Source organism: Ekhidna sp. (assembly GCF_965227465.1).
Lineage (GTDB): Bacteria > Bacteroidota > Bacteroidia > Cytophagales > Cyclobacteriaceae > Ekhidna.
The window spans coordinates 2,852,679-2,873,660 of sequence record NZ_OZ245746.1 but is presented as its reverse complement, the minus strand read 5'-3'; the positions used below and the strand labels follow the sequence as shown (position 1 = coordinate 2,873,660).

The window sequence follows — 20,982 nt, the reverse complement described above, 5'->3', positions numbered from 1 at the left end:
TTATGGAGCCACGAACTGTACAATTCTCCAGAACTAAACTCACAGAGCTAATGATCCCTTCCTTTGCCAATTTTGGTGGCAAGGTGCATGGAGGGTTAATATTATCTCTAATGGATAAAGTAGCTTATGCGGTCGCGAGTAAACACGCTGGTTCATATTGTGTAACAGTGACGGTCGATGGAGTGGAATTCCTTGAACCAGTGGAGGTAGGTGAATTGCTGACATTGGATGCGGCTGTGCACTATGTAGGAAATAGCTCACTGGTGGTTGGCATTAAAGTCACCTCTGAGAATATAAAAACAAACGTGCTCAAGCATACGAATAATAGTTATTTCACAATGGTGGCAAAAGGTGAGGATGGTAAACCCGCAAAGGTGCCAGAGCTTATTTTAGAGGATATAACAGAGATGAGACGGTTTGTCGACGCAATCAAAAGAAAGAAAGTCAAGAAAGAAGCTAATGCCAAAATAAAGAAGGAGGAGGACGAATTTATCATGGTGGATGATATGGAGCTTTTAAATGATCAGAGATGTAAAATTGAATTTAAAACGGATGATGATTTTAGCGATCTTTTTTCCGATACATAAATTTTAACCCCGACCAATCCTCGTCAACTGCGCATACTTTCACATCAACGAGTCCTCCATTCAGGCCGAATTCTCTCACCACATTGCCATTTAAATCTGTTTCTATTTTGGATGACCCCTTGGGCCATGAAACCCACAAAGTGCCATCTTTTTTCAGCGCCTTTTTCCAATCATTCCAATGCTTTTTCAGCGTCTCCAGTTGTGTGATGAAAACATGTTGGAAATCAAATGGTGCTGAGGAAAGCTCTTCTGACCACTCGGTTTCTTTTGGAGTAGATTCAATGAGTTCAAAATAGTTTTCAGGAGAATTGAATAAGTAACAGTTGTAGCCCTCTTTGATGTTTAGTTTTTTCCAAAGTGGATTTTTAGAATATCCAGCCATATTACTTACAGTATGAAGGTGTATTGCCTTTCCAGTTTCGGTCTCTTGCTCCACTAAATTCAATGCATGCATTGTAATTATCACTCATGGCTAAATAGGTATTTGCACTTGTTACATATGATACTGCGCTATCAGGCCAAACATACTTATTCCAGTCGGCTGCTTTTAAGGCCATTTCATAATCCTCTAATTGAAGGTATAAATCTGCCAGGTTGGTATATAAATAGAAGTGAGATTTTGGAAGGTATTTCTCATTTATTACCAGCGCATATCCTTCACCATAGTAGGTTTTGTAGCGCTTTATTGCCAATCTGTGCGCAATGAGGAGGTGATCAAGCGCCTCTTCAAGGTTATTCAATTCATCTCGTTGTATTTCAGCTATTTTGACTAACGAGCCTATGATTTCATATTCACCCACTAAAAAATCTTTAAGAATTTCAATTGCCCTGTCCGGTTGATCAGTTCTTTTATAGGCTTCCGCTAATTTTTGTCGAAGTTCGTAAAAAGGGAGGTTAGGGGCGAACTCCTGTACTAGTTCATATAGGCTAATAGCCTTCAGGTAATTACCACTTCTGAACTCCTGATTCCCCTTCGCTACAATTTGATCCAACATGGTATTTTTAAATGCCTTCATGTCTCGTTCCTCCGTTCTAAAGAAACTAAGAGAAGTCATCATCTCAAATGCTTTTTTATAATCACCCGCTTCAAAATGATCCTTTGCTTTAACGTATGTTGTTCTTCTCTCAGCCAAACGTTTTTCCAGCTGATTGTCATCATAATTTTGCTTCACCCATACTCCTGTCATCACGAATAAGGCAATCAGGAATGTGATCCCAAAAGCATAAGCTGTAGCTATTGCATTTTGTCTATAATCAACCCTTGGTTGCGCGTATCTTGCCCTGGCGCGATTTTTCCAGACATTTGGATTGCCCGGCTGATAGGTATATGCGCCTTCTTGACTGCCAGAAAATTGTTGATACTTTAATTTAAGGTCAAACCGGGCCTTTTCATATTCATCCGAGAGGATCTGATGAGCAACATTGATCTCTTTGAACTTTTCCTCCATTTCTGGTTTGCCCGGATGCTTATCAGGATGATACTTTACAGCCAGTTTTTTAAAAGCTGCCTTAATTTCATTTGGAGTTGCGTCCTCAGAAAGCCCCAGTACGTGGTAGTAATTGGTCATCTGAAATGGTTAAGTAAACTGTATAACGAAGATACTGGAAGAAAGATTATGCTTTATTCATCAAATAGAAGCCTGCCAGACAGAGTAATAAGCCTCCAATGATACTTACAGATGCGTATGTAACGAATTGCACAATCAGACCCTCACGAATAAGCTTAAAGCCATCCAGTGCGAACGTAGAGAATGTAGTAAACCCTCCACAGAGTCCTGCAACCAGGAATAATCCGGTCTGATTATTCATTTTCACTATTCCTCCACTAAGTAAACCGATTAACAGGCAACCCAATAAATTAACTAGTAAGGTGCCCAAATAGGGTTTGTCTGCATAAAGCTTAGCAGACAAAAGGTAAACAGCATACCTGCTACCACTGCCAATAAATCCACCCAAACCAACAATCAAAATATCTTTCATTTCTCAAAGTTGGCAACATGGACTTCTAAATCGGGAAAAAAAAGATGAAATTCTTTCTCGAATTCGGAGTAATTTTTTTTTAGTGCCAATGATGCTTCTTCCATTTTACTATCAAACTTGGTTCTTCTGCTCATTCCTGTTAAAGCTTTATTTATTCCTTCAATAAATTGATAATTATAGAGCCAGTTATCCCTTGACATATAACTCAGCATATGAATGACACCCTTGGGAAGGTGTTCAAAATACTTTTTAATTAATTCATAGAAGTTTTCAGTGTACTCGAGTAGAGGAACCTTGCAGAAATTTGACCAATCCTTTGCTAAAAAATGATCGTAATAGATGTCTACAATGACAGGAGCATAGTGTCTGAATTTTTCTCTAAGCCTGATCTTACTTTGAAGAACAACTTCATGTGTATCTGTATAAAAGTCGATACTTCGATGGAGCCTGATTCCTTTTTGTATTCCCTGAGAGTAATGGTCCATTTGTGCACCTTTCACAAAATCACCAATGAAGTTGCCCACTAAGATTTCTTCATCGTCACCGCTCAGGTATAAATGTGCTAGAAAATTCATCTTTTCACCTTTAAGATAAGGACTTAATTTTAATAGTTTGAGATTAACGCTAGCAGGCTTACTTTTGTAATGCGCACGCAATCGTTTTAAACTTGAACAAAACAGAAACCTAACAAAGTCATCGAAAGTAATTTCCCCAATATTGCCCGATCTCATTTAAATATGCTTGTACAGCTTGCGCGAGTAGATGGTGTAGTTGTACAGGAGGAAATTGATTTAATTAAGCAGATTGGTAAGGCAAACGGTATGTCAGCTGAGGAAATAAGTGAATGTTTTGAGGACCCTTCTATTATCGAAGGTTTGGAGACACTTTCTAATGATCAACGATATGACTACCTCTACAACGTGGTTCAATTGATGAAAATTGACGGGCGTATATATAAAGAGGAAATCAAGTTTTGTGCCCGCATTGCAAGCAAATTGGGATATGACGAAGACGTTTTGCGAGAAATGATGCTTAAAATATACAGCGACCCACACATTACTACGGATAAAGAAACGTTAAAAGCTAAGATCCAAACGTATCTTAGAAAATGAAGAAGCTCATCATACTTCTGTTCTATATCCTCTCCTTTCCTTCCCTTTCACAATCTGCAGATGAATTAGCTATTCGAGATGTACTTGCTCAACAAGAGGAGTGCTGGAACGCTGGCGATCTGGAGTGTTTTATGGAAGGCTATTGGAAATCTGACCAATTGGTGTTTATTGGAAGCAAAGGGCTCACTTATGGGTGGCAAAAGACCTTAGATAATTATAAAAAAAGTTACCCGGATAAGTCGGCAATGGGAAAGCTCACCTTTGATGTATTGATTATGGAGCCGTTGAGCGAGGACTTCTGGTCTGTAATCGGTAAATGGAATTTGAAAAGGAAGGATGATAATCCAAATGGACACTTTTCTTTGATCTTTAGAAGGCTGGGGGATGAGTGGGTGATAGTCTCTGATCACTCCAGCTAGTAGGCGTACTATATTTGGCTTTTATGTGTTTTTTAAGTATATTCTATGCTACTAAAAACATTAAATTCAGCAAAATATGGTAATGAGCTATAGGGGAGCAGAAGCTCCGAAAACCCAGGAAACACAAGCACTTAAAGTAGAAGATTACATGGCTAGAAAGTTGATCACTTTCAAGCCGGATCAGCCTATGCATGAGGTAGTAGATGCCTTAATGAAACATAAAATTTCCGGAGGTCCTGTAGTGAACAATAATGGCGAGCTTGTAGGAGTAATCTCAGAGGGCGATTGCCTAAAAGAAGTAGTGAAGGGTAAATATGATAACATGCCCATTTTTTCAGGACTTGTTGAAGAGCACATGGCAAAAGACGTGGTTACTGTGGCAGCAGATCTCAATATTTTTGAAGCTGCCAAGATGTTTCTGGAAAAGCGCCTAAGACGGTTTCCTGTTATTCATGAAGGAAAATTGATTGGTCAGATTAGTCAAAAGGATGTAATGAAGGCGGTTCTGAAAGCCAAGAGTTCCACATGGTAAGAGTGGGGATATGACCCATTTCAGAATTGATTCCACTATATTTTCCAGTGAAATTTCGAATTCGTTCATTCATTTAATGGACTAGTTTTCATCTTATAGGGCACTAAAGAAATCTACTTATTAATTTGTGTCTAAAAATGAATTGTTCATGAAAAAGCTAATCGTCCTTTTACCCTTATTTTTCTTTTTATCCAGTCGGGCTCAGGTTAATGTCAAGGCCATTGATAAATACATAGAACAGGCCCTCAAGGATTGGAACGTTCCAGGTATGGCTGTCGGCATAGTGAAAGATGGAGAAATTGTATTAAGTAAAGGGTATGGGGTAAAAGAAATTGGTGGTAAAGAAAAAGTAGATGATAATACGCAATTTGCTATTGCCTCCAATTCGAAAGCATTCGTTGCATCTTGTATTGCCAGACTGGTAGAGGAGGGTAAGTTATCATGGAAAGATAAAGTAAGAGACTACCTGCCTTATTTTAACCTTTATGGGAATGAATATGTATCAGCTGAAGCTACGGTGGAAGACCTACTCTGTCACCGAGTTGGTTTAGGGACATTCAGTGGAGATGTGATTTGGTACAAGTCTGAGAAATCTCCTGAAGAAATCATTAAGCGGGCAGCCTATGTTCCAGAGGCGTTTAGCTTCAGGGATGGATATGGCTACACCAATCTCATGTTTATTGCTGCAGGAGAGGTAATAAGGAGTGTAACAGGTAACTCTTGGGAAAAGTACGTTGAGGAACATTTCCTCAACCCTTTAGGGATGGTTAATACGATCATTAGTGTAAGAGATTTAAGCGATAATGCAGCAACACCACATAAACCGACCTTAGCGAATGGTACGGTCCCTGGCCCATGGGCCAGTTGGGACAATTCCAGCGCTGCAGGTGGCATCATTTCCTCATCGACTGATATGTCCAAATGGATGATGATGAATTTAAATGCTGGAGAATGGGACGGAAGACAATACATAGACAAGGAACAACAAAACCTACTTTGGACCCCTCATAATAACAATAAATTGAGCGAACGATCTAAAGAATTAGGATGGGGCCTGATGGATTACCATGGAAATCTGGTTGCAAGCCATGGGGGAGGTTATGATGGGATGTATTCCAGGGTGATGATGGTACCGGACATCAACCTGGGAGTTGTGGTTTTGACCAATACAATGGAGGGAATTTCTACTCCATTAACTTATTACATCGTTAATCAGTATTTGCAGAAAGATATGCGTGATTGGTCTGTAGAATATTTGGAAAGAGCAAGATCAAGAAATAGCCATAAAGAAGATGTGGAAGAGCGCATGACTAAAAGAGTGACCGGTACCAAACCTACTATTGATCCGCAATTATTTGCAGGAACTTATAACGATCCGATGTATGGTGATATCGTTGTTATTGAAGATAGTGAAGGATTTCGGATGACATTTGCAGATGCTCCAGCTCTAAGCGCGACATTGTCACACTGGCACTATGATACCTACGAAATCAAATGGGATGAAGAACATGCCTGGTTTGATTTCGGAACCGTTTCATTTGAGCTGAACAATAACCTGGATGTGGAAGGAATTGAGTTCGATGTTCCCAATGGGGACATCTTTTTTCATGAACTACATCCTAAGAGAAAAGGGAAATAAGAAAAAATTTATTCTACTTACTCAAAGAATATTCACTCCAATTATAAATGATACGAAGTTGTGGTTATTGGCAATATTCCATTGTTCCAAGAGGTCTCGCTTCATACCATACCGTAGCTCACCTGAAAAACGATTATTGTATTTATAACCAAACCCAAGATTGGAGCTTGTGCCTGAATCTATTGAGAAGTCGTTAGATGTTTGAACTTGAGAGTCGCTAGAGGGATTGTCAAACGTGAGTAATCCGTTGATAAATAATCGGGAATTCTCAGAGAGAATGAAATAGTGCCTGACTCCAAAAGAAATTTCTATTGACTGATAAGTAACTTTAGCGTCTCCTCTTGTAACGTTCCATTCTCTCTGCCGTGGACCGGTGGCCTCATATTTTTGAAAAACTGGTTCTAAAAGAATTGCCCATCTCTGATTGTTACCAGGGAGTAAAAATTCAAATTCAGCCCCTACCCGGAAAGATGGTTTCTTTTCAAATGTGCTTTGTGTGGGTGACCCATTGAATGATCTTTCTGTTTCATAATTGACAAGACGTATGCCTGGGCGTAATGCGATCCTAACTTTTATTTTTTCCCCCTCCTCACCTTTGTAAACGATACTTTCTGCTCCTTTACACTCATTGTACTCATTTACTACCTTTCGAAGCTCATTCTTATTGTACCGGATTTGAGTCAGTCTATCAATTGTAACATCACCACAAACAATGTTTTGCATCAACTGTCTCCTGAAGGATGTGTTTTTAGCGGTTAGGCCTGTTTCGGGTTTTTTATAGATTTTATAAACCAATGAAATCGGGGCTTCATTGTTCATACTTAAAAAGAATCTTCGCAAATCTGAGTTTTTGAAAGTGAGTAAGCTTGCCTCTCCTTCTACCAGATAACGAAGAAAGCGAGTTTCATTCTTGAATTCCGGCTCTTTTTTTGAACTTAATTTATCTGTTTTGGTACTGGAATAATCCATATCTACTGTCCAGCGAATAAACTTGGCCTGGCCAACAGCAAATTCTTTAAGATCATCAGTTGATCCCTTTCTAACCTGATCATTTTCGCTCAATTTATATTGGATTTGATCGGGGTTATCTACCCATTCTTCATTTTTGACCAGACATTGAATTTTTTCACCATTATTGTAAACAATGTAGCCATCCTGATACAATTCCTGAGATATTAGATTTTGAGAGCAAAGGATGAGAGCAAAGGATAGAAGAGTTATGTATTTCATGAGAATGAGTTTGGTTTATGAATGCGAGCAAATAAAACCGTTAAATGATTGTTCACCAAATTTGCCTATTAACTTAGAGTATTTACTCTATGATCATTCTTTGAGTAGTTTCTTTTCCATTCACAAGACATTTTAGTAAATAAATACCGGCTTTGAGAAAAGAAACATCGAGAACATGTTTTTTTGAGTGATCGCTGAATACACTTTTTCCACTTAGCGATAGAATTTCAATTTCATCGATTGCATCAGAGAACTTTATAAGCCCATCGTGCACCGGATTTGGATAAAATAATACTTGGTTACCTGTTTTATAACCTAAAACAGGAGCTTCTCCTAAAACTTCAAGTTTAAATGAACCCTTTGAGGTTTTAACAGTAATCACTTCATTCAGAGGCTCAGTACTAGTCGGATCAAAAGTGAATTTGATTGTTTTTGATTGCTGTGCATCAATGATTCCATCCCAATGACCTTTAAAGGACTCTGGATAATCGATTCCTGTTACTATCACTCCATTATCTCCGTCATTTACAATGGTGAAAGTACCCTGAAAAGTCTCTCCAATTTCATAATCTTCAATAATCAGAAAATCATCAGAAAAGGTTATCAGATCATTGGGTACATTAGTTAAATAGAAATGCCTGGTTACTTCCTCACTTTCATAAGTCGACACAAAACTCCATTGGCCTTCGCTTCCGGTGGGTGGCAAATCAAAGGATCTATACCAATAAGATCCTGCATAGAACTGGGGAGACACAGTGTTCCATTGTTGGAAAACAGTCCCATCAGGTTTGTAGACCACATGGGTACTTACTCCATTCGCCATCTGATCACGAAAGTACGTAGCGAAATAGACACGTTCACCATGAGTGAAGTCTACGCGGATGTTTGGGTCTTCCTCGCTATAACAACCAAACACCGGAACTTCATCGTGAGTGAGTACCCTGCTGATCCCTGAGATATAATAATCAGGTTGATTCACCCACCATGATTCTGAAACCGAATCATTGCAGGTTCCTGCGAAAGGATCAATGAGGTTTCCGTTTGCATCATAGATTTCTAAATGTAAGTGCGGACCTGTGGAGTTACCGGAACTTCCCATAACACCTAAATATTCACCTAAATCCACACGTTCACCAACGCTCTTTTCCGTAAGTGATCCGGTTTTTAAATGCCCGTACCATGCTATCGAACCGTCATCATGTTGAATGTAGACAGCATTCCATGAGTTGCTATTAAATGAACAGCTTTTGTCGTCTTGACTTCCCTCCTTATAAATGATCTCACCTGCAGCAGCAGCTATAATTTCAACATGGTCATTGTCCATCTTATGCCAGGTAAAAGGCCAGGAAAAGATGTCTGTTCCTTTATGATTGTATCCATTTTCAGTATCATAGGATCGCGTGCCACAATTATAATCGGTAAGTGTATTTGGATACGCCTCATTCCAATCAACATAATTTGATATGCCTATAACCTCTTTTTCGTCATAGTTCATCGATTGTCTTATGGGCCATTCGAGCTTAATACTACTTTGGGATCGTGTATGGTTTATTCGGTAATCTTCTAAGATTTGCCGGATCCTATTTCTGTCATTTTCACTTAAGCACTCACTTTTATTTTGAAGGATATTAGGGACCCCAAAACCTTCTTCTTGTGCAGAAAGATATTGGGAAAGGAGTAATCCTAAAATAAAAAACAGATGATGAGATTTCATGTAGACAATATTTGCTATAAATATAACGGAAAGACTACTTGCTCCACTTAAGTGGAGGTACCTTTTGATTCTTACTTGAACATTCAATCAATGTGTTCATTCTTCTCTCTCTCGTTTCTTCTCGTTTAGCACTTATCACCCAGTGAATGGATTGCTTTTGGTAGGAAGGCGCGAGCTTGTTTGTAAAAAAGGCCCATGCTTCTTTATTTGCCTTGAACTTCTTTTTATAATCGGAGCTGAGTTCCACCTTGTCTTGCTCAAAAGAAGCTTTACCAGAGTTTTTAGGATCTCTTTTAGCGTAAGCAGCTAATCCGGTCTTAGTAACCATATCGGCATTCTTTAATTCCTCAATTCGCTTAATATTGACGTGACTCCAATGGCTATTTGACTTTCTGGGGGTAAAACGAACTCGGTAAGCTTCTTCATCTATTTTCTTTCTGATTCCATCAATCCATCCAAAACAAAGTGCCTGATCAACTGATTCTGGCCAGGTGATGCTTGGCTTGTTGGTAGCCTTCTTGTAATAGCCAACCCATAGCTCAGATTCATTTTCATGATTTTCCTCCAACCATTTTCTGAAATCATTCGGTGTTGGAAAGAAAGTAGCCATATTATTGGAAAGGCAATAAATCCGGTTCTACGAATTCTCTTTTGGCTCGTTGGTCAGCAAAGACATTAAAGCCATAATGCTGCCCAAGAATTTCTTTAAAGTGTGTGAGCAATCGTGGGAATTCCTGAATGAAACCCTTGAAATTGTCAGCGTTTGATTTTTGCATGAAGTGATTCATCGCTTTAACTGAGGCTATTGTGACAGTCTTGTTGAATTTGTCATAGACTCCAAGAGATTCTGCGTACCCTTTAATTTGATTGCACATATTTTGTTCAGCCTGTCTGGCTCCATATTTTTTGATGTGAATGTAAGCCAGTCGGAGGTGTGCTTCGTGGCTAAACATCCCAGGTTTTAGCCTAAAGGACTCAAATGTTTCCTCGAATACTTCGTCAGAATATTGCCAATGATCCTTGATACGCATAGTACAAAATTAAATCTTTGCATAACAAAGATTCAAATGAGCGCTAACCTCATTCATTCTTTTCGGCATTTTTCTTCTTTTGAAAACCAGCCCCGACAGCAACACCTAATGCGATACCAACACTAAGCCAAATGGCCATATTGCCCGTAATCGCACCGACTGTTGTACCGAAGCATATACCTATTGCGATAGCTGTAGTTTGTTTATTGTGATTCATATCAAATGATTAGCTGCTTTAAAGTAGTGCTTTAATAGCCAAGATTGATACGAATCGTGCTAAGCGGTTGATCAAGATAGCAAGCTGTAAATGAGAGTCTTCATTTTTTTAAAAATGAAAAGGCCATCCGATTTATGGCGGATAGCCTTATTAAACTATAGTTGCTTATTTATTAAAAATGAATCGCGCTCAATCCAGTAACATGTAGGTGATTCCAACTTCCAGCTATTCCTGTTACAGTAAAAGTACCGTTTGGTAAGATTTCCTGGCTGAATGAGGCCTTATTGTATGTGGTAGCTATTGCCTTTCTGGTGTTTGCATTACTTGACAATACTTGGGATCCTTCCCAAACCCTTGAACCATCAGCATTAGGGAAAAAGACGTTTTTAATTTTCACCAATTGTCCCGCAAATGTTCCTTTAACTAAATCTTCTAAAGAGATTTCAACGGGTTGAACTGATACATTTCTTGTGATCACTTTACCTAATCTATCTTCCACTCCAATCATAGTTTTATGACCGTTCACCTCTTCACCAGTTGCATTCTTAAGGTTGATTTGAACCTTATCTCCAACAGTTAATAGGTTATTTAAAATGAAGCCAAGCATAATACCGCCTGTTTCGTCTTGAATGTAAATAAACTTGCTGCTTGGTACATTATCAGTGCTTGTCACTACCCCTTCAATAAAGTAATCTGTAGAGAAATACCAATTTCCTTCGTGTGTCGTAAAATAAGCTTTGAGTTCTGCGATGGTATGAATTTCAGAATCGATTACATCATCTTCTTCCACGGTCAATAAAAGATCAAATTCACTTCCTTGCATCAGACCTTCACTCCAGTTGCTAATGGTAAAAATCAATTCCGCATTGGCTGCTACTACATTATTATTTGAAGGATAAAATTTTATCATTTTACTGGTCTCGCCAGCTTCAAATACAAGCGGAATAAGGAAGTCAACCATTTCCGGATCTGTATGAAAATCTACCCAGTATTCATAGTTATTAGGTAGGCCAACAGCTATTTCAACCACCTGTTGAATTGCAGAGGCCCTTTCAAGCATCACTTCAATTTCATAACCATCTACCTCAGATTCTGATATTGTGGCACTTCGGACTTTGAAATTGACTGCAATTGGTTCTGTTTCCACAGGGTTCTCATCCACATCATTATCCTCTATTGAGATGTTTGCCGTACTAAGCCCTAACTCAAATCCAACAGATGGATTTTGAAGGGTCATGATAATTAATTTGGAACCAGTGTTTACTTCATCATTTATAGGTAGAATCATAAACATTAATTCATCATCCCCTTCTTCAATAGGTAATTTTAAAACCCCATCTTCAAGTTCTGGTAATACGATGTAATGATCCGGATTAATAGCGGAACCACTAAAAACTACCTCAAGATTGCCTTGGGTTTTAGCTGGCTTATCCAGCTTTACATTTACAACCAATACATCTTCAGCCTCATTGAGATTCAAAGTGCTGCTTTCAAATGCAACTGTAGTTTTATTTACTACATATGCCAGATCGTCGCTGGAACATCCAAGAACCAGCAACAATGTCATTAATAAAAATAATTTTGTCTTCATAGCTCATCAGAGATAAACTGATGCCGTCATAGCAAACGGAATGCCAGGTCTTTAAATGTTCAAATTTTGAATTTTGAGCGCATAGTTGAGTTTGAGAGACGTCCAATTATGGACAAGTCATTTGTTAATTTGATCATTTTCGATCATGAAATTTCCTCTTAAGCTCTTCAATGCATGATTTTTTAACTAATACCTCAAATATTGAGGTATTTATTTGCAATATATCAATATTTGATATATTGTTGTGTTATGTATTCAAAAGAACTCTTAAAAGGAACATTGGAAGTTATTGTTCTGAAGCTACTCTCTGAACATGGGAAAATGTATGGTTATGAGCTTTCGCAAAAGGTGAAAGAAGAGACGGATGGGAAGATCCATTTAAAGGACGGATCACTCTATCCAGCTCTGCACAAGCTTACGAAGGACGGGATTTTAACTTTCGAAGAAGTGAGCATAGGTAAACGAGTACGAAAGTACTATAAGCTGACCCAGATTGGAGAGGAGCAAAAGGAGACCCTGCTTAGTGAGATGAGGGACTTTATCAAAACGATGGAGAAAGTAATTTTTAGTGACTTAAAAACATCACCAGCGATATGATTTCTGAAGAATATGAGAATCGGATCATTCAGGAAGTTGATCAAAGCTCGATCAAGAGTCAAGCACTAAAAGATGATTTAATTGATCACTTCTGCTGCCTTGTCGAAATAGAGATGAAGAAAGGAGCGTCCTTTGAAGCATCCCTTAAAAAAGCATATGTACAAACTGCTCCTAACGGGCTGGATGAGATACAACAGGAAACAATTTTTTTACTCAATTACTCAAAAATTATGATTATGAAACGACTAATGTATGTAGCGGGCTATCTATTCACAGTGACTTGGATTGCCGGGATCGCATTTAAATTGCTGCATCTAGCTGGTGCAAGTGTTTTACTTGGTATTGGGGCACTAGGTTTGGCATTTATTTTTATTCCTATGTTTTTGATAAATCGGTATAAGAATTTTGCCAGGGAGGTACTGTCCGAACGATTGAAATGGATATTTGGAGGAATATCATTTCTATTATTGGTGACTTCCATTACCATGAAATTACTTCATCTTATGGGAGCAGGAATAATGTTAGGGCTCAGTTTTCTGGTTTTTGGAATCGGTTTTTTACCCTTCCTTTTTTTCAGGATGTACAAAAAATCGGTAGATGAACTCTGAGGTCAAGACTAAAAACTCAAAGTGAAAAGGCTACCTAAAACAGGTAGCCTTTTTAATAGTTAGAGATATCCCATATCAAATTCACCTTTTTTATTCAATTCTTAGCTTTACATCATGATAAAGCAAATAGAACTCTCTCTTAAACCTTATCCCAGAGGCTTTCATTTGATCACGAATGAACTTATGTCTGCTATTGATCTAAAAGAAATTGAAGCAGGAATGATAAACATCTTTATCAAACATACATCTGCCAGTTTGACAATTAATGAAAATGCGGATCCAACCGTACGTTTAGATTTTGAAAGCCATTTCAATACCTATATTCCTGAAAATGCTCTGTATTATAAGCATGACTATGAAGGGAGTGATGATATGCCTGCACACTTAAAATCAAGTACATTAGGAAGCTCTGTCACCATTCCAATCACCAGAGGACGACTGAATCTGGGGACATGGCAAGGAATCTACTTGGGAGAGCATCGGGATCATGGTAGGAGTAGGAAGTTGGTGATTACCGTTTATTCGTGATATTAGCTTTTATTCCTTTACATCTTGCACTACAATACTTCACCTCATCCCAAACCTTCTCCCATTTTTTTCTCCAGGTAAATGGCTTCCCACAGGTGGCACATGTCTTAGTAGGTAAGTTCGTTTTCTTATGTACCAAAATCTGGAATTTCGTCTGGGCGAGCGTACGGGAATGAAGCTTCTCTTTTCAGTGAATAATAGTTGTTCAATCCGGAGATGCCTGCGGTATTGAACAGAGATAGATCGATGTAACCCTTTTCATCAACTGCCCGATCCGGAATGATTAATTCCTCAATCTGTCCAATGATCATTATCGTATTGTTCACTGCGATCGGGATCTCCTCAACCAAACTCAATCCTATTTTAACATGGCATTCCTTTACAAAGGGAGCATGAAAGCCATTTGCGTATTCCTCTGTTAGTCCGCAGCGTTCAAATTCCGATATGCTCCGGTCAACTTTAGCTGAAGAGTAGTGAGCCCTATCTACAATCGTTATTGGAACATGATTGACTGTGTAGAAGCCCGTCTCTTTGATGTTTCCATAGGTATGCCTTGGTACTTCACCTGCGGGCCTCATAATGAATCCAAGTAATGCTGGATTACTTCCGAGGTGAAAAACGCTGCTAAAAATAGCTACGTTGGTTTGCCCGTTTTTTGATTTTGTGGCAATAAGGTTCGCAGGCTTAATACCGGAAACTGAGTTAATGATGTTGAGACGCTTTTTGCGTTCCAGGTTCTCTATATCAGATTTTGTCAAGTACATGTGAGTAAGACTCTTCAGAGGGAGTAATGTTTTATGATTTTATTTGTCATTTTGAGTGCAACCAGAAATCTATGCTCCAATTTGGGGTGGACTTCTCCCATTCGGTCGAAACGACAAATCAGGGAAGGTTTTAAAGAATCGTGGTTTTAGTCATTGGTTCTAGACTTTTCAATCAAACAACTTAGGTTGGTTCTATTCTTTCATTTCCTTTTTACATTTCTTCCAGAAAGCGAAAAATGAACGATAATATCCACTAACACTAAACATCCAATCTCTGGGCTCCTCTGTTCCTTGATAGTTGTTTAAAGGATGTTCTTTGTAGATGATTTCTTCTAAGTTGTAATTCTTTTTAAGCTCATAAAATTCGCCAACATATACTTGAAGGTTATGAATGTTTTGTCCAAGATTTAAGGTAAAATCAATGGCATTCTGACTAACCGGATACTTTCCGAAAATACTAGGCTCTAAGAGTAAGATGCGGTTTGTATCTTCATTTTCATGCCACTTTGGATCCAGGTTGTAGTAATTATAGATCAATGTCTTTTTAGAAGGATCAATTTGGATTTCTTCCTTTTTCGGAAGTGGAGTTTTTAGATCAGGGCGGATGGTGTTCTGCAGCACATTCGGAATACCCATTCCATCAAATGACTCATATTCCACATCGAGAAAGGTATGTTTTTGGTTCGTGTAACAGTATTTATTGATGTTATCCTGATTGGCATAATACGATTTACCTGCATTGGCTCCTGAAACCCATTGCCAGCTAAGTGCATTGCTTGCCCAATCTCCATCCAATAAGTGATAATACATCCATTTTGCAGGTACCCACCAATGACTTCCTCCAATGTTACATGCAATACTCGCTATGTACATACGAAGGTGATTGTGCAAGTAGCCTGTTGAATAATATTCTTCTATCGCGTCATCAATAGCGTTAATACCTGTATTGGCATCTATGATTGCCAGAGGCATTTCTCGATTTTGAACGTTAGGCTGCTCTCTTCTCAGATCATTATCGATCTCATCGCCTTTATGTACCCATACTTGTTGCCAATAGTCTCTCCAGGCCAGCTCTTGAATAAACTTCTCTGCTTTATTGATATCAATACCTCTCTCTACGATGGATTGATAGACTCGTCTTGTAGAGATAACCCCTCTGGATATGTATGGTGATAGTTTTGTGACTGCACCATCAATGAAATTTCGTGTCTTACCATATTCCAATGGATCGATTTGAGTTATCTGGTCCAGGATGTCCTGATAGTTGGTGCTGAACATTACCGTTTGGAGATTTTATTTAGGCTAATTTGTTTTTGCCTGGTGGATTTGAATTTTACCATGTCGCCAGGCTGTTTTTTAAGATGTTTTTGACTTGGACCGCTATTCACACGTTTTCTCCAAAGATGGAAGCTGCTTCGTTTTAGCGTAGTTCTCATAAGTTTAATTACCTCTTTTTCAGGTAAGCCAAACTGAAACTCGATAGCCTCAAATGGAGTTCTGTCTTCCCAGGCCATTTCTATAATCCTATTTCTGTCTCGTTCGTTAAATTTCTTCATAGGATGATTCCCTCTTCAATCAAGTCTTGAAACATCAGAATCTCTTTTTCAGATTTAGTACTTGACTTGGTTACTTCAAACCAAAACAGCTCATGATCTCCATCTATGTTCTTATGGCCCATTTTCTTTAACTCTAAATAGCCACAGGCTCCTTTCAGGACGTTATTTTCATTCCATTCATCAATGAGATTCTTTTTCTGAAGGAATTCAAGTTTGTTAAAGCTCTTACCAGACTTCATACCCAAACTATTTATTAGTTGCTTATGATCCTGATGAAGAACCTGAAGAACCGATTGGGATCCGTTCTTCAAGTTTTCATATGTCTTGGTTGAATAATCGATGGCCACCATAAAGAGTTTGGGCTTCATACTTACAGCTGTCACGTATGTGCAGATATTCATATTGACCTGCCCACTATCATAGGTAGCCAGACTATAGACTGGAACATTGACAATGTTCCACGGTCTTTTTACCCCCATTAAGATATTGTTTTTAGCTCTTTTAAGACTTCTTCAGCCTCGGCTACTTTTTGATCACTGGCCTTTCTGTTTGATTTTGAAAGCACATATGACTCTTTCATTAGCTTCTCGTATTTTTTTTGAAGCTTTTCTTTCGGAGATTTTTTACTGAATAGTCCCATATATCATTAACTGGTGACTGTTAATGTTGTTAGGTACTTCTCACAAAATGTGATCAGTAAATAAAAAAAGCGCCAATGCGGCGCTTTTAAATGTTTAACGGTATTTAGTGCGGTGATCAGAGCGATCAATTAACCAACCATCAGTGATAAAATCAAAATAAGAAGAAATATTTTACTTCCTAATTCAACATAAGTTCGATGAATTGATAATGTTTTTATAAAATGGCTCATAGCAGTTGCGAATAGTTGTGTATACAAATCAAGGGGCTTTTAGGGCTATAAACAATACCCAGTTTGGGGTATTTTCAAATCTTTCGATGAATTGCATAAACACATCCACCGGTCCCTTGAAATTGCATTTGTATGGTTTTTTAGGTAACTTAATTGAGAATCAAATTCTAAAAATTATGGGGATCATTCAAAAAATTGAATCGATTAATCCACCCATTTTAGTTGATTTTTTGCGAATAGTCTTAGGTGGATTCATCACTTACAAAGGAATTGTTTTTGCAGGTAATTTTGATAGTTTCACTGCAAATATTCAGTCTGTCGGATGGGTTTTTGTAGCAGCTCATTTAGCGCATGCTATTATTTTTATTCATATGGCTGGGGGCATCATTTTGATGTGTGGGGCGCTTACCCGATGGATGTGTCTTCTAAACATACCGATTTTAGCAGGAGCTGTGATTTTTAACTACAAAAAAATGCTAACGGCTGATAATTACATGGAATTACCCACGGCAGCTGCTATACTAGCCTTACTAATCCTAATTGCCATTCTCGGTAGTGGTAAGTTTTCTTTGGATTATATCAGAGATCAGCGACTAAAAATGAAGTCTACTTAATGTAGTAGGAGAGAGCTGTCGCCGTAACTTAAAAAACGATAGTTATTTTCCAGCGCGGATTGATAGATTCCCCTCCAGTCACTGCCAATAAATGCAGAAACAAGCAATATAAGCGTGGAGCCGGGTAAATGATAATTTGTGACTAGCCCGTCACATATTTGAAACTCATAACCAGGGTAAATAAATATTTCGGTATGCCCACCTAATGTATGAGTGTTTAAGTGATTCATCCTTTCGAGAACAGCCGTGAGCGCTTCTTTCTTGTCCACAGGTCCAAAAGCATAGGGATCATTTTTCTTAATAAAGAAATCTGTTTCACCATTCAGAAGTTTAACTCCATACCAATAAAGACTCTCCAGGGTCCTCATAGATGTGGTGCCTACGGCAATTGCTTTATCATGATTTAATATGTTTTGAATGTTTTCTTGCGTTATCCAAATCTGTTCGTTGTGCATTGGATGTTCGCTTATGTTTTCGCTCTTTATAGGTTGAAATGTCCCTGCAGATACATGGAGAGTTAGATAATCCGTTTTTATCTGCTTGCTAGAAAAAGAGTTAATTATCTCTTTTGTAAAATGTAATCCAGCTGTGGGAGCAGCAACAGCACCTTTCATTTTAGAGTAGACAGTCTGATATCTTTCCTGATCAATTTCATCAACTTCCCGATTTATGTAAGGCGGTAGGGGGATTTTACCTATCTCGGTGAGTACATCTGAAAAAGTACCGGCTAACCATTCAAATGTGACTATATCTTCACCAGTACGGGTTGCTTTTAATGATAATTCAGGTATTTCAAGTGCCGAATTGTGTTTCCATTTTTTTGCATTCCCAATCATGCATTTCCAAGCGCAAGATCCTGATGAATTCATTACCTCCTCATGAACTTTTGATGGTTTGATCGGTTCGAGCAAGAAAATTTCTATCCTTGCCCCCGTTTCTTTATACATAATGATCCGGGCTGGGATGACTTTTGTATCATTAAAAACCAAAAGCGAATTATCAGGTATCAGGTCCTTAATATTCTTAAATTCGTGATGCGAAATTTCTCCTTTGTTATAGAATAACAGTTTTGAACCTGACCTTTCTTTAGGTGGATGTTTTGCTATTCTGTCTTCTGGCAGATCGTATAAGAAATCTTCTAATTTTAGCTCCATGTTAAGCCTCGAAGTTAAACCGTACTTACTTGATTTTAAATTCTCTGCGCGAACAAGTCGTGGAAAAATGGAGAACAGAAAAGTTTGGTTTTTAGAAGTTCGAGATGAATATGGTAAATGTGGAATAGGAGAAGTTGCACCTATCCATCGCCTCAGTCCTGAGGATGTGGAGGGTATTCCTGATATTCTGGAACGGTTGAAAAAAGAGATTGAAAACTGTCTAGTCCCTCAAACGGAGGATGAGGTTTATGCGATTGTTTCAAAATTGGTTTCTCCAAACTGTCCGAGTATTCGTTTTGCCTTGGAAATGGCATTGTTAGATCTGATGAACGGAGCTGATAAGTTGATCTTCAGGAAAGATCTGCAACGAATAAAAATCCCGATTAATGGCTTAGTGTGGATGGGAGATGAGGCCTTCATGAAAGAACAGATAAAACAGAAATTAGATGATGGCTTTAGTTGCATAAAGTTGAAGGTGGGATCACTTGATTTTGATATTGAGTTGGAGCTTATCAAATCGTTAAGAAAAATATCTGATGACCTAATAATAAGATTAGATGCTAATGGAGCCTTCCAAACGGAGGATGTACTTTTCAAGATTAGAGATTTAAGTAAATACCATATTCATTCAATAGAACAGCCGATTATGCCAATGCAGCCCGAGGCAATGGAGTTGGTTTGTAGTCGAAGTGAAATTCCAATTGCACTGGATGAAGAGTTGATTGGGATTGAAAACTCAAGAGATCGCGTGGATATGCTTCAGGAGCTTAAGCCACAATACCTTGTGCTCAAGCCTACCCTTCACGGAGGGTTTAATTCGGTTAAAGAATGGATTGATTTGGCCGAAATGCATGGAATCTTATGGTGGATTACGTCTTACCTGGAATCCAACTTAGGTTTAAATGCAATTGCCCAGTTTGCAAGTCTTTACCCTGAAAACAAGGAATTTCATGGGTTAGGAACTGGAGGGTTGTATCACAATAACATCACATCACCCATTGTCATTGATCAGGGATTTTTTACCTACGCTAAGTCAAGTGTGTGGGGATACGAGTATACTTAGGAACTTCCTAATATTTTTTGAGTGATTACTACCCAAAAAGGACTTATGAAAATGGTGATGGCAATAATTATGATGGTAATTTGATAGCCATATATGGTGATAATGTTTTGTTCTAATCCCAGAGTGGCCAATACAAAACTAAACTCACCAATTTGTGCTAAAAATGAACCGCCGATCAAACTTTCCCTCCAGGTATTTCCTAGCAATTTTAAGGAAACGGCATTAATTCCGTGGTTCGATAAATAAACAATTAGCACCAGGATGCTAATGGTAAATAAGTGTTCCTTCAAGAAGAAAAGGTCAATCAACATACCAACTGATATGAAAAAGATGGAGATTAGTACTACTCGAAATGAGTGCAGGCTATCATGAAGCCATTTGTTAGAATCTGATGCATTGATTAGTATTCCCGAGACTAATGCTCCTAAACTCGCGGAGAGTTCAAAAAGAGACGTCACTAGTGCGATTCCAAAGCATGCGATAAGAGCAGCAAATATTTGTAATTCATGATCATCTTTCAATATCTTCTCAAATGGGAATTTGATTTTTTGTTTTTTTATCAAAATAACCATTGTGATGATGATTAAAACTCCTCCAATTACCTGAAGAATCACTTGATTGACGTCCAGTTCATCCCCTCCTAAAAGTGTTAAGAGAATAATCATAGGTACTATTAGAATATCCTGTGTCAATAGAATACTTATCACATTTTGACTTGTTTTGCTAGTTGGATTTGCCTGATCTTGTATGAGTTTTATTACTACAGCAGAGCTGCTGATCGATATAATGAAGCCTAAAAGAACCATTCTATTTATGGACCAACCAAGTATCGAGCCTAGGATATACATTAGGATGAGACTGAATATCACTTGCATTCCTGTCCCAAAGAATGCGACTTTCCACCTACGGAGAAAATCAGGTAATGAAATCTCCATGCCGATAAAGAACATCAAGATTATGAGGCCAACATCTCCCAGATTTTGAGCGACGTTTATATCTGTTACAATTGATAGTCCATGGGGTCCAAGAATTACGCCGGATAGAATATAGGCAATAATGTAGGGTTGGTTGAACCTCTTTAAAATGAGGCCGAGAAATACCACCACCAGACTTATAATAAGCAGCAGGTTTATCTCAGAAGCAAGTGCACTAATAATTACCATGTAATAGTAAAA

General features: G+C 38.3%; 28 protein-coding genes. 10 read left to right on the top strand and 18 right to left on the bottom strand.

The annotated features are described in order from the left end of the window. Positions 1 to 2 precede the first annotated feature (2 nt). Entirely contained in the window at positions 3 to 587 is a 585-nt protein-coding gene (locus ACO05G_RS12605) for an acyl-CoA thioesterase (protein WP_421763100.1), read from the top strand. Here the strand turns inward: ACO05G_RS12605 and ACO05G_RS12600 are convergent. Genes ACO05G_RS12600 through ACO05G_RS12585 form a run of 4 tightly spaced genes read right to left on the bottom strand, consistent with a single transcriptional unit; the run spans position 562 to position 3,142 of the window. Continuing rightward, on the bottom strand, positions 562 to 969 hold the full coding sequence (locus ACO05G_RS12600; protein ID WP_348283810.1) for a DUF3052 domain-containing protein: 408 nt from the start codon (positions 967 to 969) through the stop codon (positions 562 to 564). The genes ACO05G_RS12605 and ACO05G_RS12600 overlap by 26 nt on opposite strands. A 1-nt stretch (position 970) precedes the next feature. After that, positions 971 to 2,155 (bottom strand): J domain-containing protein, encoded by a 1,185-nt coding sequence (locus tag ACO05G_RS12595; protein WP_421763099.1) that lies wholly within the window; start codon positions 2,153 to 2,155, stop codon positions 971 to 973. 46 nt (positions 2,156 to 2,201) lie between these two features. Beyond that, positions 2,202 to 2,567, bottom strand: coding sequence for a fluoride efflux transporter FluC (locus tag ACO05G_RS12590; protein WP_421763098.1), 366 nt, complete (start codon positions 2,565 to 2,567; stop codon positions 2,202 to 2,204). Continuing rightward, the gene (locus tag ACO05G_RS12585; protein ID WP_421763097.1) at positions 2,564 to 3,142 is read right to left on the bottom strand and encodes an ACP phosphodiesterase; all 579 of its coding nucleotides are present in this window, start codon (positions 3,140 to 3,142) and stop codon (positions 2,564 to 2,566) included. The genes ACO05G_RS12590 and ACO05G_RS12585 overlap by 4 nt, the downstream gene beginning before the upstream one ends. A 162-nt stretch (positions 3,143 to 3,304) precedes the next feature. On the opposite strand from ACO05G_RS12585, the gene ACO05G_RS12580 reads away from it, so the two are divergent. The 4 genes from ACO05G_RS12580 (at position 3,305) to ACO05G_RS12565 (ending at position 6,269) form a co-directional block, all read left to right on the top strand. Continuing rightward, on the top strand, positions 3,305 to 3,679 hold the full coding sequence (locus ACO05G_RS12580; protein WP_350217660.1) for a TerB family tellurite resistance protein: 375 nt from the start codon (positions 3,305 to 3,307) through the stop codon (positions 3,677 to 3,679). After that, entirely contained in the window at positions 3,676 to 4,098 is a 423-nt protein-coding gene (locus ACO05G_RS12575; RefSeq protein ID WP_421763096.1) for a YybH family protein, read from the top strand. The genes ACO05G_RS12580 and ACO05G_RS12575 overlap by 4 nt, the downstream gene beginning before the upstream one ends. Positions 4,099 to 4,180: 82 nt before the next feature. After that, positions 4,181 to 4,630, top strand: coding sequence for a CBS domain-containing protein (locus tag ACO05G_RS12570; RefSeq protein WP_348283804.1), 450 nt, complete (start codon positions 4,181 to 4,183; stop codon positions 4,628 to 4,630). Between the two features lie 148 nt (positions 4,631 to 4,778). Beyond that, positions 4,779 to 6,269 (top strand): serine hydrolase, encoded by a 1,491-nt coding sequence (locus ACO05G_RS12565; protein ID WP_421763095.1) that lies wholly within the window; start codon positions 4,779 to 4,781, stop codon positions 6,267 to 6,269. 21 nt (positions 6,270 to 6,290) lie between these two features. On the opposite strand, the gene ACO05G_RS12560 is transcribed toward ACO05G_RS12565, so the two are convergent. From ACO05G_RS12560 to ACO05G_RS12535, 6 genes are all read right to left on the bottom strand, one after another. Beyond that, on the bottom strand, positions 6,291 to 7,499 hold the full coding sequence (locus tag ACO05G_RS12560) for a hypothetical protein (protein ID WP_421763094.1): 1,209 nt from the start codon (positions 7,497 to 7,499) through the stop codon (positions 6,291 to 6,293). Positions 7,500 to 7,581: 82 nt separating this feature from the next. Continuing rightward, a complete protein-coding gene (locus tag ACO05G_RS12555; protein ID WP_421763093.1) occupies positions 7,582 to 9,213 on the bottom strand; it encodes a peptidoglycan DD-metalloendopeptidase family protein in 1,632 nt (543 codons plus the stop codon). Between the two features lie 34 nt (positions 9,214 to 9,247). Continuing rightward, on the bottom strand, positions 9,248 to 9,823 hold the full coding sequence (locus ACO05G_RS12550) for a YdeI/OmpD-associated family protein (RefSeq protein WP_421763092.1): 576 nt from the start codon (positions 9,821 to 9,823) through the stop codon (positions 9,248 to 9,250). A 1-nt stretch (position 9,824) separates the two neighbouring features. Then, the gene (locus tag ACO05G_RS12545) at positions 9,825 to 10,244 is read right to left on the bottom strand and encodes a hypothetical protein (protein ID WP_421763091.1); all 420 of its coding nucleotides are present in this window, start codon (positions 10,242 to 10,244) and stop codon (positions 9,825 to 9,827) included. 49 nt (positions 10,245 to 10,293) lie between these two features. After that, the gene (locus ACO05G_RS12540; RefSeq protein WP_421763090.1) at positions 10,294 to 10,461 is read right to left on the bottom strand and encodes a hypothetical protein; all 168 of its coding nucleotides are present in this window, start codon (positions 10,459 to 10,461) and stop codon (positions 10,294 to 10,296) included. Positions 10,462 to 10,633: 172 nt separating this feature from the next. Further along, complete coding sequence (locus ACO05G_RS12535; protein WP_421763089.1) at positions 10,634 to 12,052, bottom strand: DUF5689 domain-containing protein; 1,419 nt, start codon at positions 12,050 to 12,052, stop codon at positions 10,634 to 10,636. Positions 12,053 to 12,301: 249 nt separating this feature from the next. Here ACO05G_RS12535 and ACO05G_RS12530 point away from each other — a divergent pair, with 249 nt between their 5' ends. The 3 genes from ACO05G_RS12530 (at position 12,302) to ACO05G_RS12520 (ending at position 13,785) form a co-directional block, all read left to right on the top strand. Then, positions 12,302 to 12,649, top strand: a complete 348-nt coding sequence (locus tag ACO05G_RS12530; protein ID WP_348283798.1) for a PadR family transcriptional regulator — start codon at positions 12,302 to 12,304, stop codon at positions 12,647 to 12,649. Then, the gene (locus tag ACO05G_RS12525; RefSeq protein WP_421763088.1) at positions 12,646 to 13,257 is read left to right on the top strand and encodes a hypothetical protein; all 612 of its coding nucleotides are present in this window, start codon (positions 12,646 to 12,648) and stop codon (positions 13,255 to 13,257) included. The genes ACO05G_RS12530 and ACO05G_RS12525 overlap by 4 nt, the downstream gene beginning before the upstream one ends. 114 nt (positions 13,258 to 13,371) lie before the next feature. Next, complete coding sequence (locus ACO05G_RS12520; protein ID WP_421763087.1) at positions 13,372 to 13,785, top strand: secondary thiamine-phosphate synthase enzyme YjbQ; 414 nt, start codon at positions 13,372 to 13,374, stop codon at positions 13,783 to 13,785. Here the strand turns inward: ACO05G_RS12520 and ACO05G_RS12515 are convergent. The 6 genes from ACO05G_RS12515 to ACO05G_RS12490 form a co-directional block, all read right to left on the bottom strand. After that, complete coding sequence (locus ACO05G_RS12515) at positions 13,769 to 13,927, bottom strand: DUF2256 domain-containing protein (protein ID WP_421765717.1); 159 nt, start codon at positions 13,925 to 13,927, stop codon at positions 13,769 to 13,771. The two genes, ACO05G_RS12520 and ACO05G_RS12515, sit on opposite strands and share 17 nt — an antisense overlap. Next, positions 13,914 to 14,549 carry a flavin reductase family protein gene (locus tag ACO05G_RS12510; RefSeq protein ID WP_421763086.1) on the bottom strand — a complete coding sequence of 212 codons (636 nt, stop codon included), beginning with the start codon at positions 14,547 to 14,549 and terminating at the stop codon, positions 13,914 to 13,916. The genes ACO05G_RS12515 and ACO05G_RS12510 overlap by 14 nt, the downstream gene beginning before the upstream one ends. 192 nt (positions 14,550 to 14,741) lie before the next feature. Next, complete coding sequence (locus ACO05G_RS12505) at positions 14,742 to 15,827, bottom strand: FAD-binding domain-containing protein (protein ID WP_421763085.1); 1,086 nt, start codon at positions 15,825 to 15,827, stop codon at positions 14,742 to 14,744. Next, the gene (locus tag ACO05G_RS12500) at positions 15,827 to 16,105 is read right to left on the bottom strand and encodes a TIGR03643 family protein (protein WP_421763084.1); all 279 of its coding nucleotides are present in this window, start codon (positions 16,103 to 16,105) and stop codon (positions 15,827 to 15,829) included. Before ACO05G_RS12500 ends, ACO05G_RS12505 begins: the two co-directional genes overlap by 1 nt. After that, entirely contained in the window at positions 16,102 to 16,584 is a 483-nt protein-coding gene (locus tag ACO05G_RS12495) for a flavin reductase (RefSeq protein ID WP_421763083.1), read from the bottom strand. The genes ACO05G_RS12500 and ACO05G_RS12495 overlap by 4 nt, the downstream gene beginning before the upstream one ends. Beyond that, a complete protein-coding gene (locus ACO05G_RS12490; protein WP_421763082.1) occupies positions 16,584 to 16,745 on the bottom strand; it encodes a Lacal_2735 family protein in 162 nt (53 codons plus the stop codon). The genes ACO05G_RS12495 and ACO05G_RS12490 overlap by 1 nt, the downstream gene beginning before the upstream one ends. A gap of 407 nt (positions 16,746 to 17,152) precedes the next feature. Between ACO05G_RS12490 and ACO05G_RS12485 the strand changes: the two genes are divergently transcribed. Continuing rightward, positions 17,153 to 17,590 carry a DoxX family protein gene (locus ACO05G_RS12485; protein ID WP_348283789.1) on the top strand — a complete coding sequence of 146 codons (438 nt, stop codon included), beginning with the start codon at positions 17,153 to 17,155 and terminating at the stop codon, positions 17,588 to 17,590. Here the strand turns inward: ACO05G_RS12485 and ACO05G_RS12480 are convergent. Next, a complete protein-coding gene (locus tag ACO05G_RS12480) occupies positions 17,587 to 18,744 on the bottom strand; it encodes an S-adenosylmethionine:tRNA ribosyltransferase-isomerase (RefSeq protein ID WP_421763081.1) in 1,158 nt (385 codons plus the stop codon). The genes ACO05G_RS12485 and ACO05G_RS12480 overlap by 4 nt on opposite strands. Here ACO05G_RS12480 and ACO05G_RS12475 point away from each other — a divergent pair. Beyond that, positions 18,743 to 19,807, top strand: a complete 1,065-nt coding sequence (locus tag ACO05G_RS12475; protein ID WP_421763080.1) for an o-succinylbenzoate synthase — start codon at positions 18,743 to 18,745, stop codon at positions 19,805 to 19,807. The genes ACO05G_RS12480 and ACO05G_RS12475 overlap by 2 nt on opposite strands. Here the strand turns inward: ACO05G_RS12475 and ACO05G_RS12470 are convergent. Beyond that, positions 19,804 to 20,970 carry a cation:proton antiporter gene (locus ACO05G_RS12470; protein ID WP_421763079.1) on the bottom strand — a complete coding sequence of 389 codons (1,167 nt, stop codon included), beginning with the start codon at positions 20,968 to 20,970 and terminating at the stop codon, positions 19,804 to 19,806. The genes ACO05G_RS12475 and ACO05G_RS12470 overlap by 4 nt on opposite strands. Positions 20,971 to 20,982 lie beyond the last annotated feature (12 nt).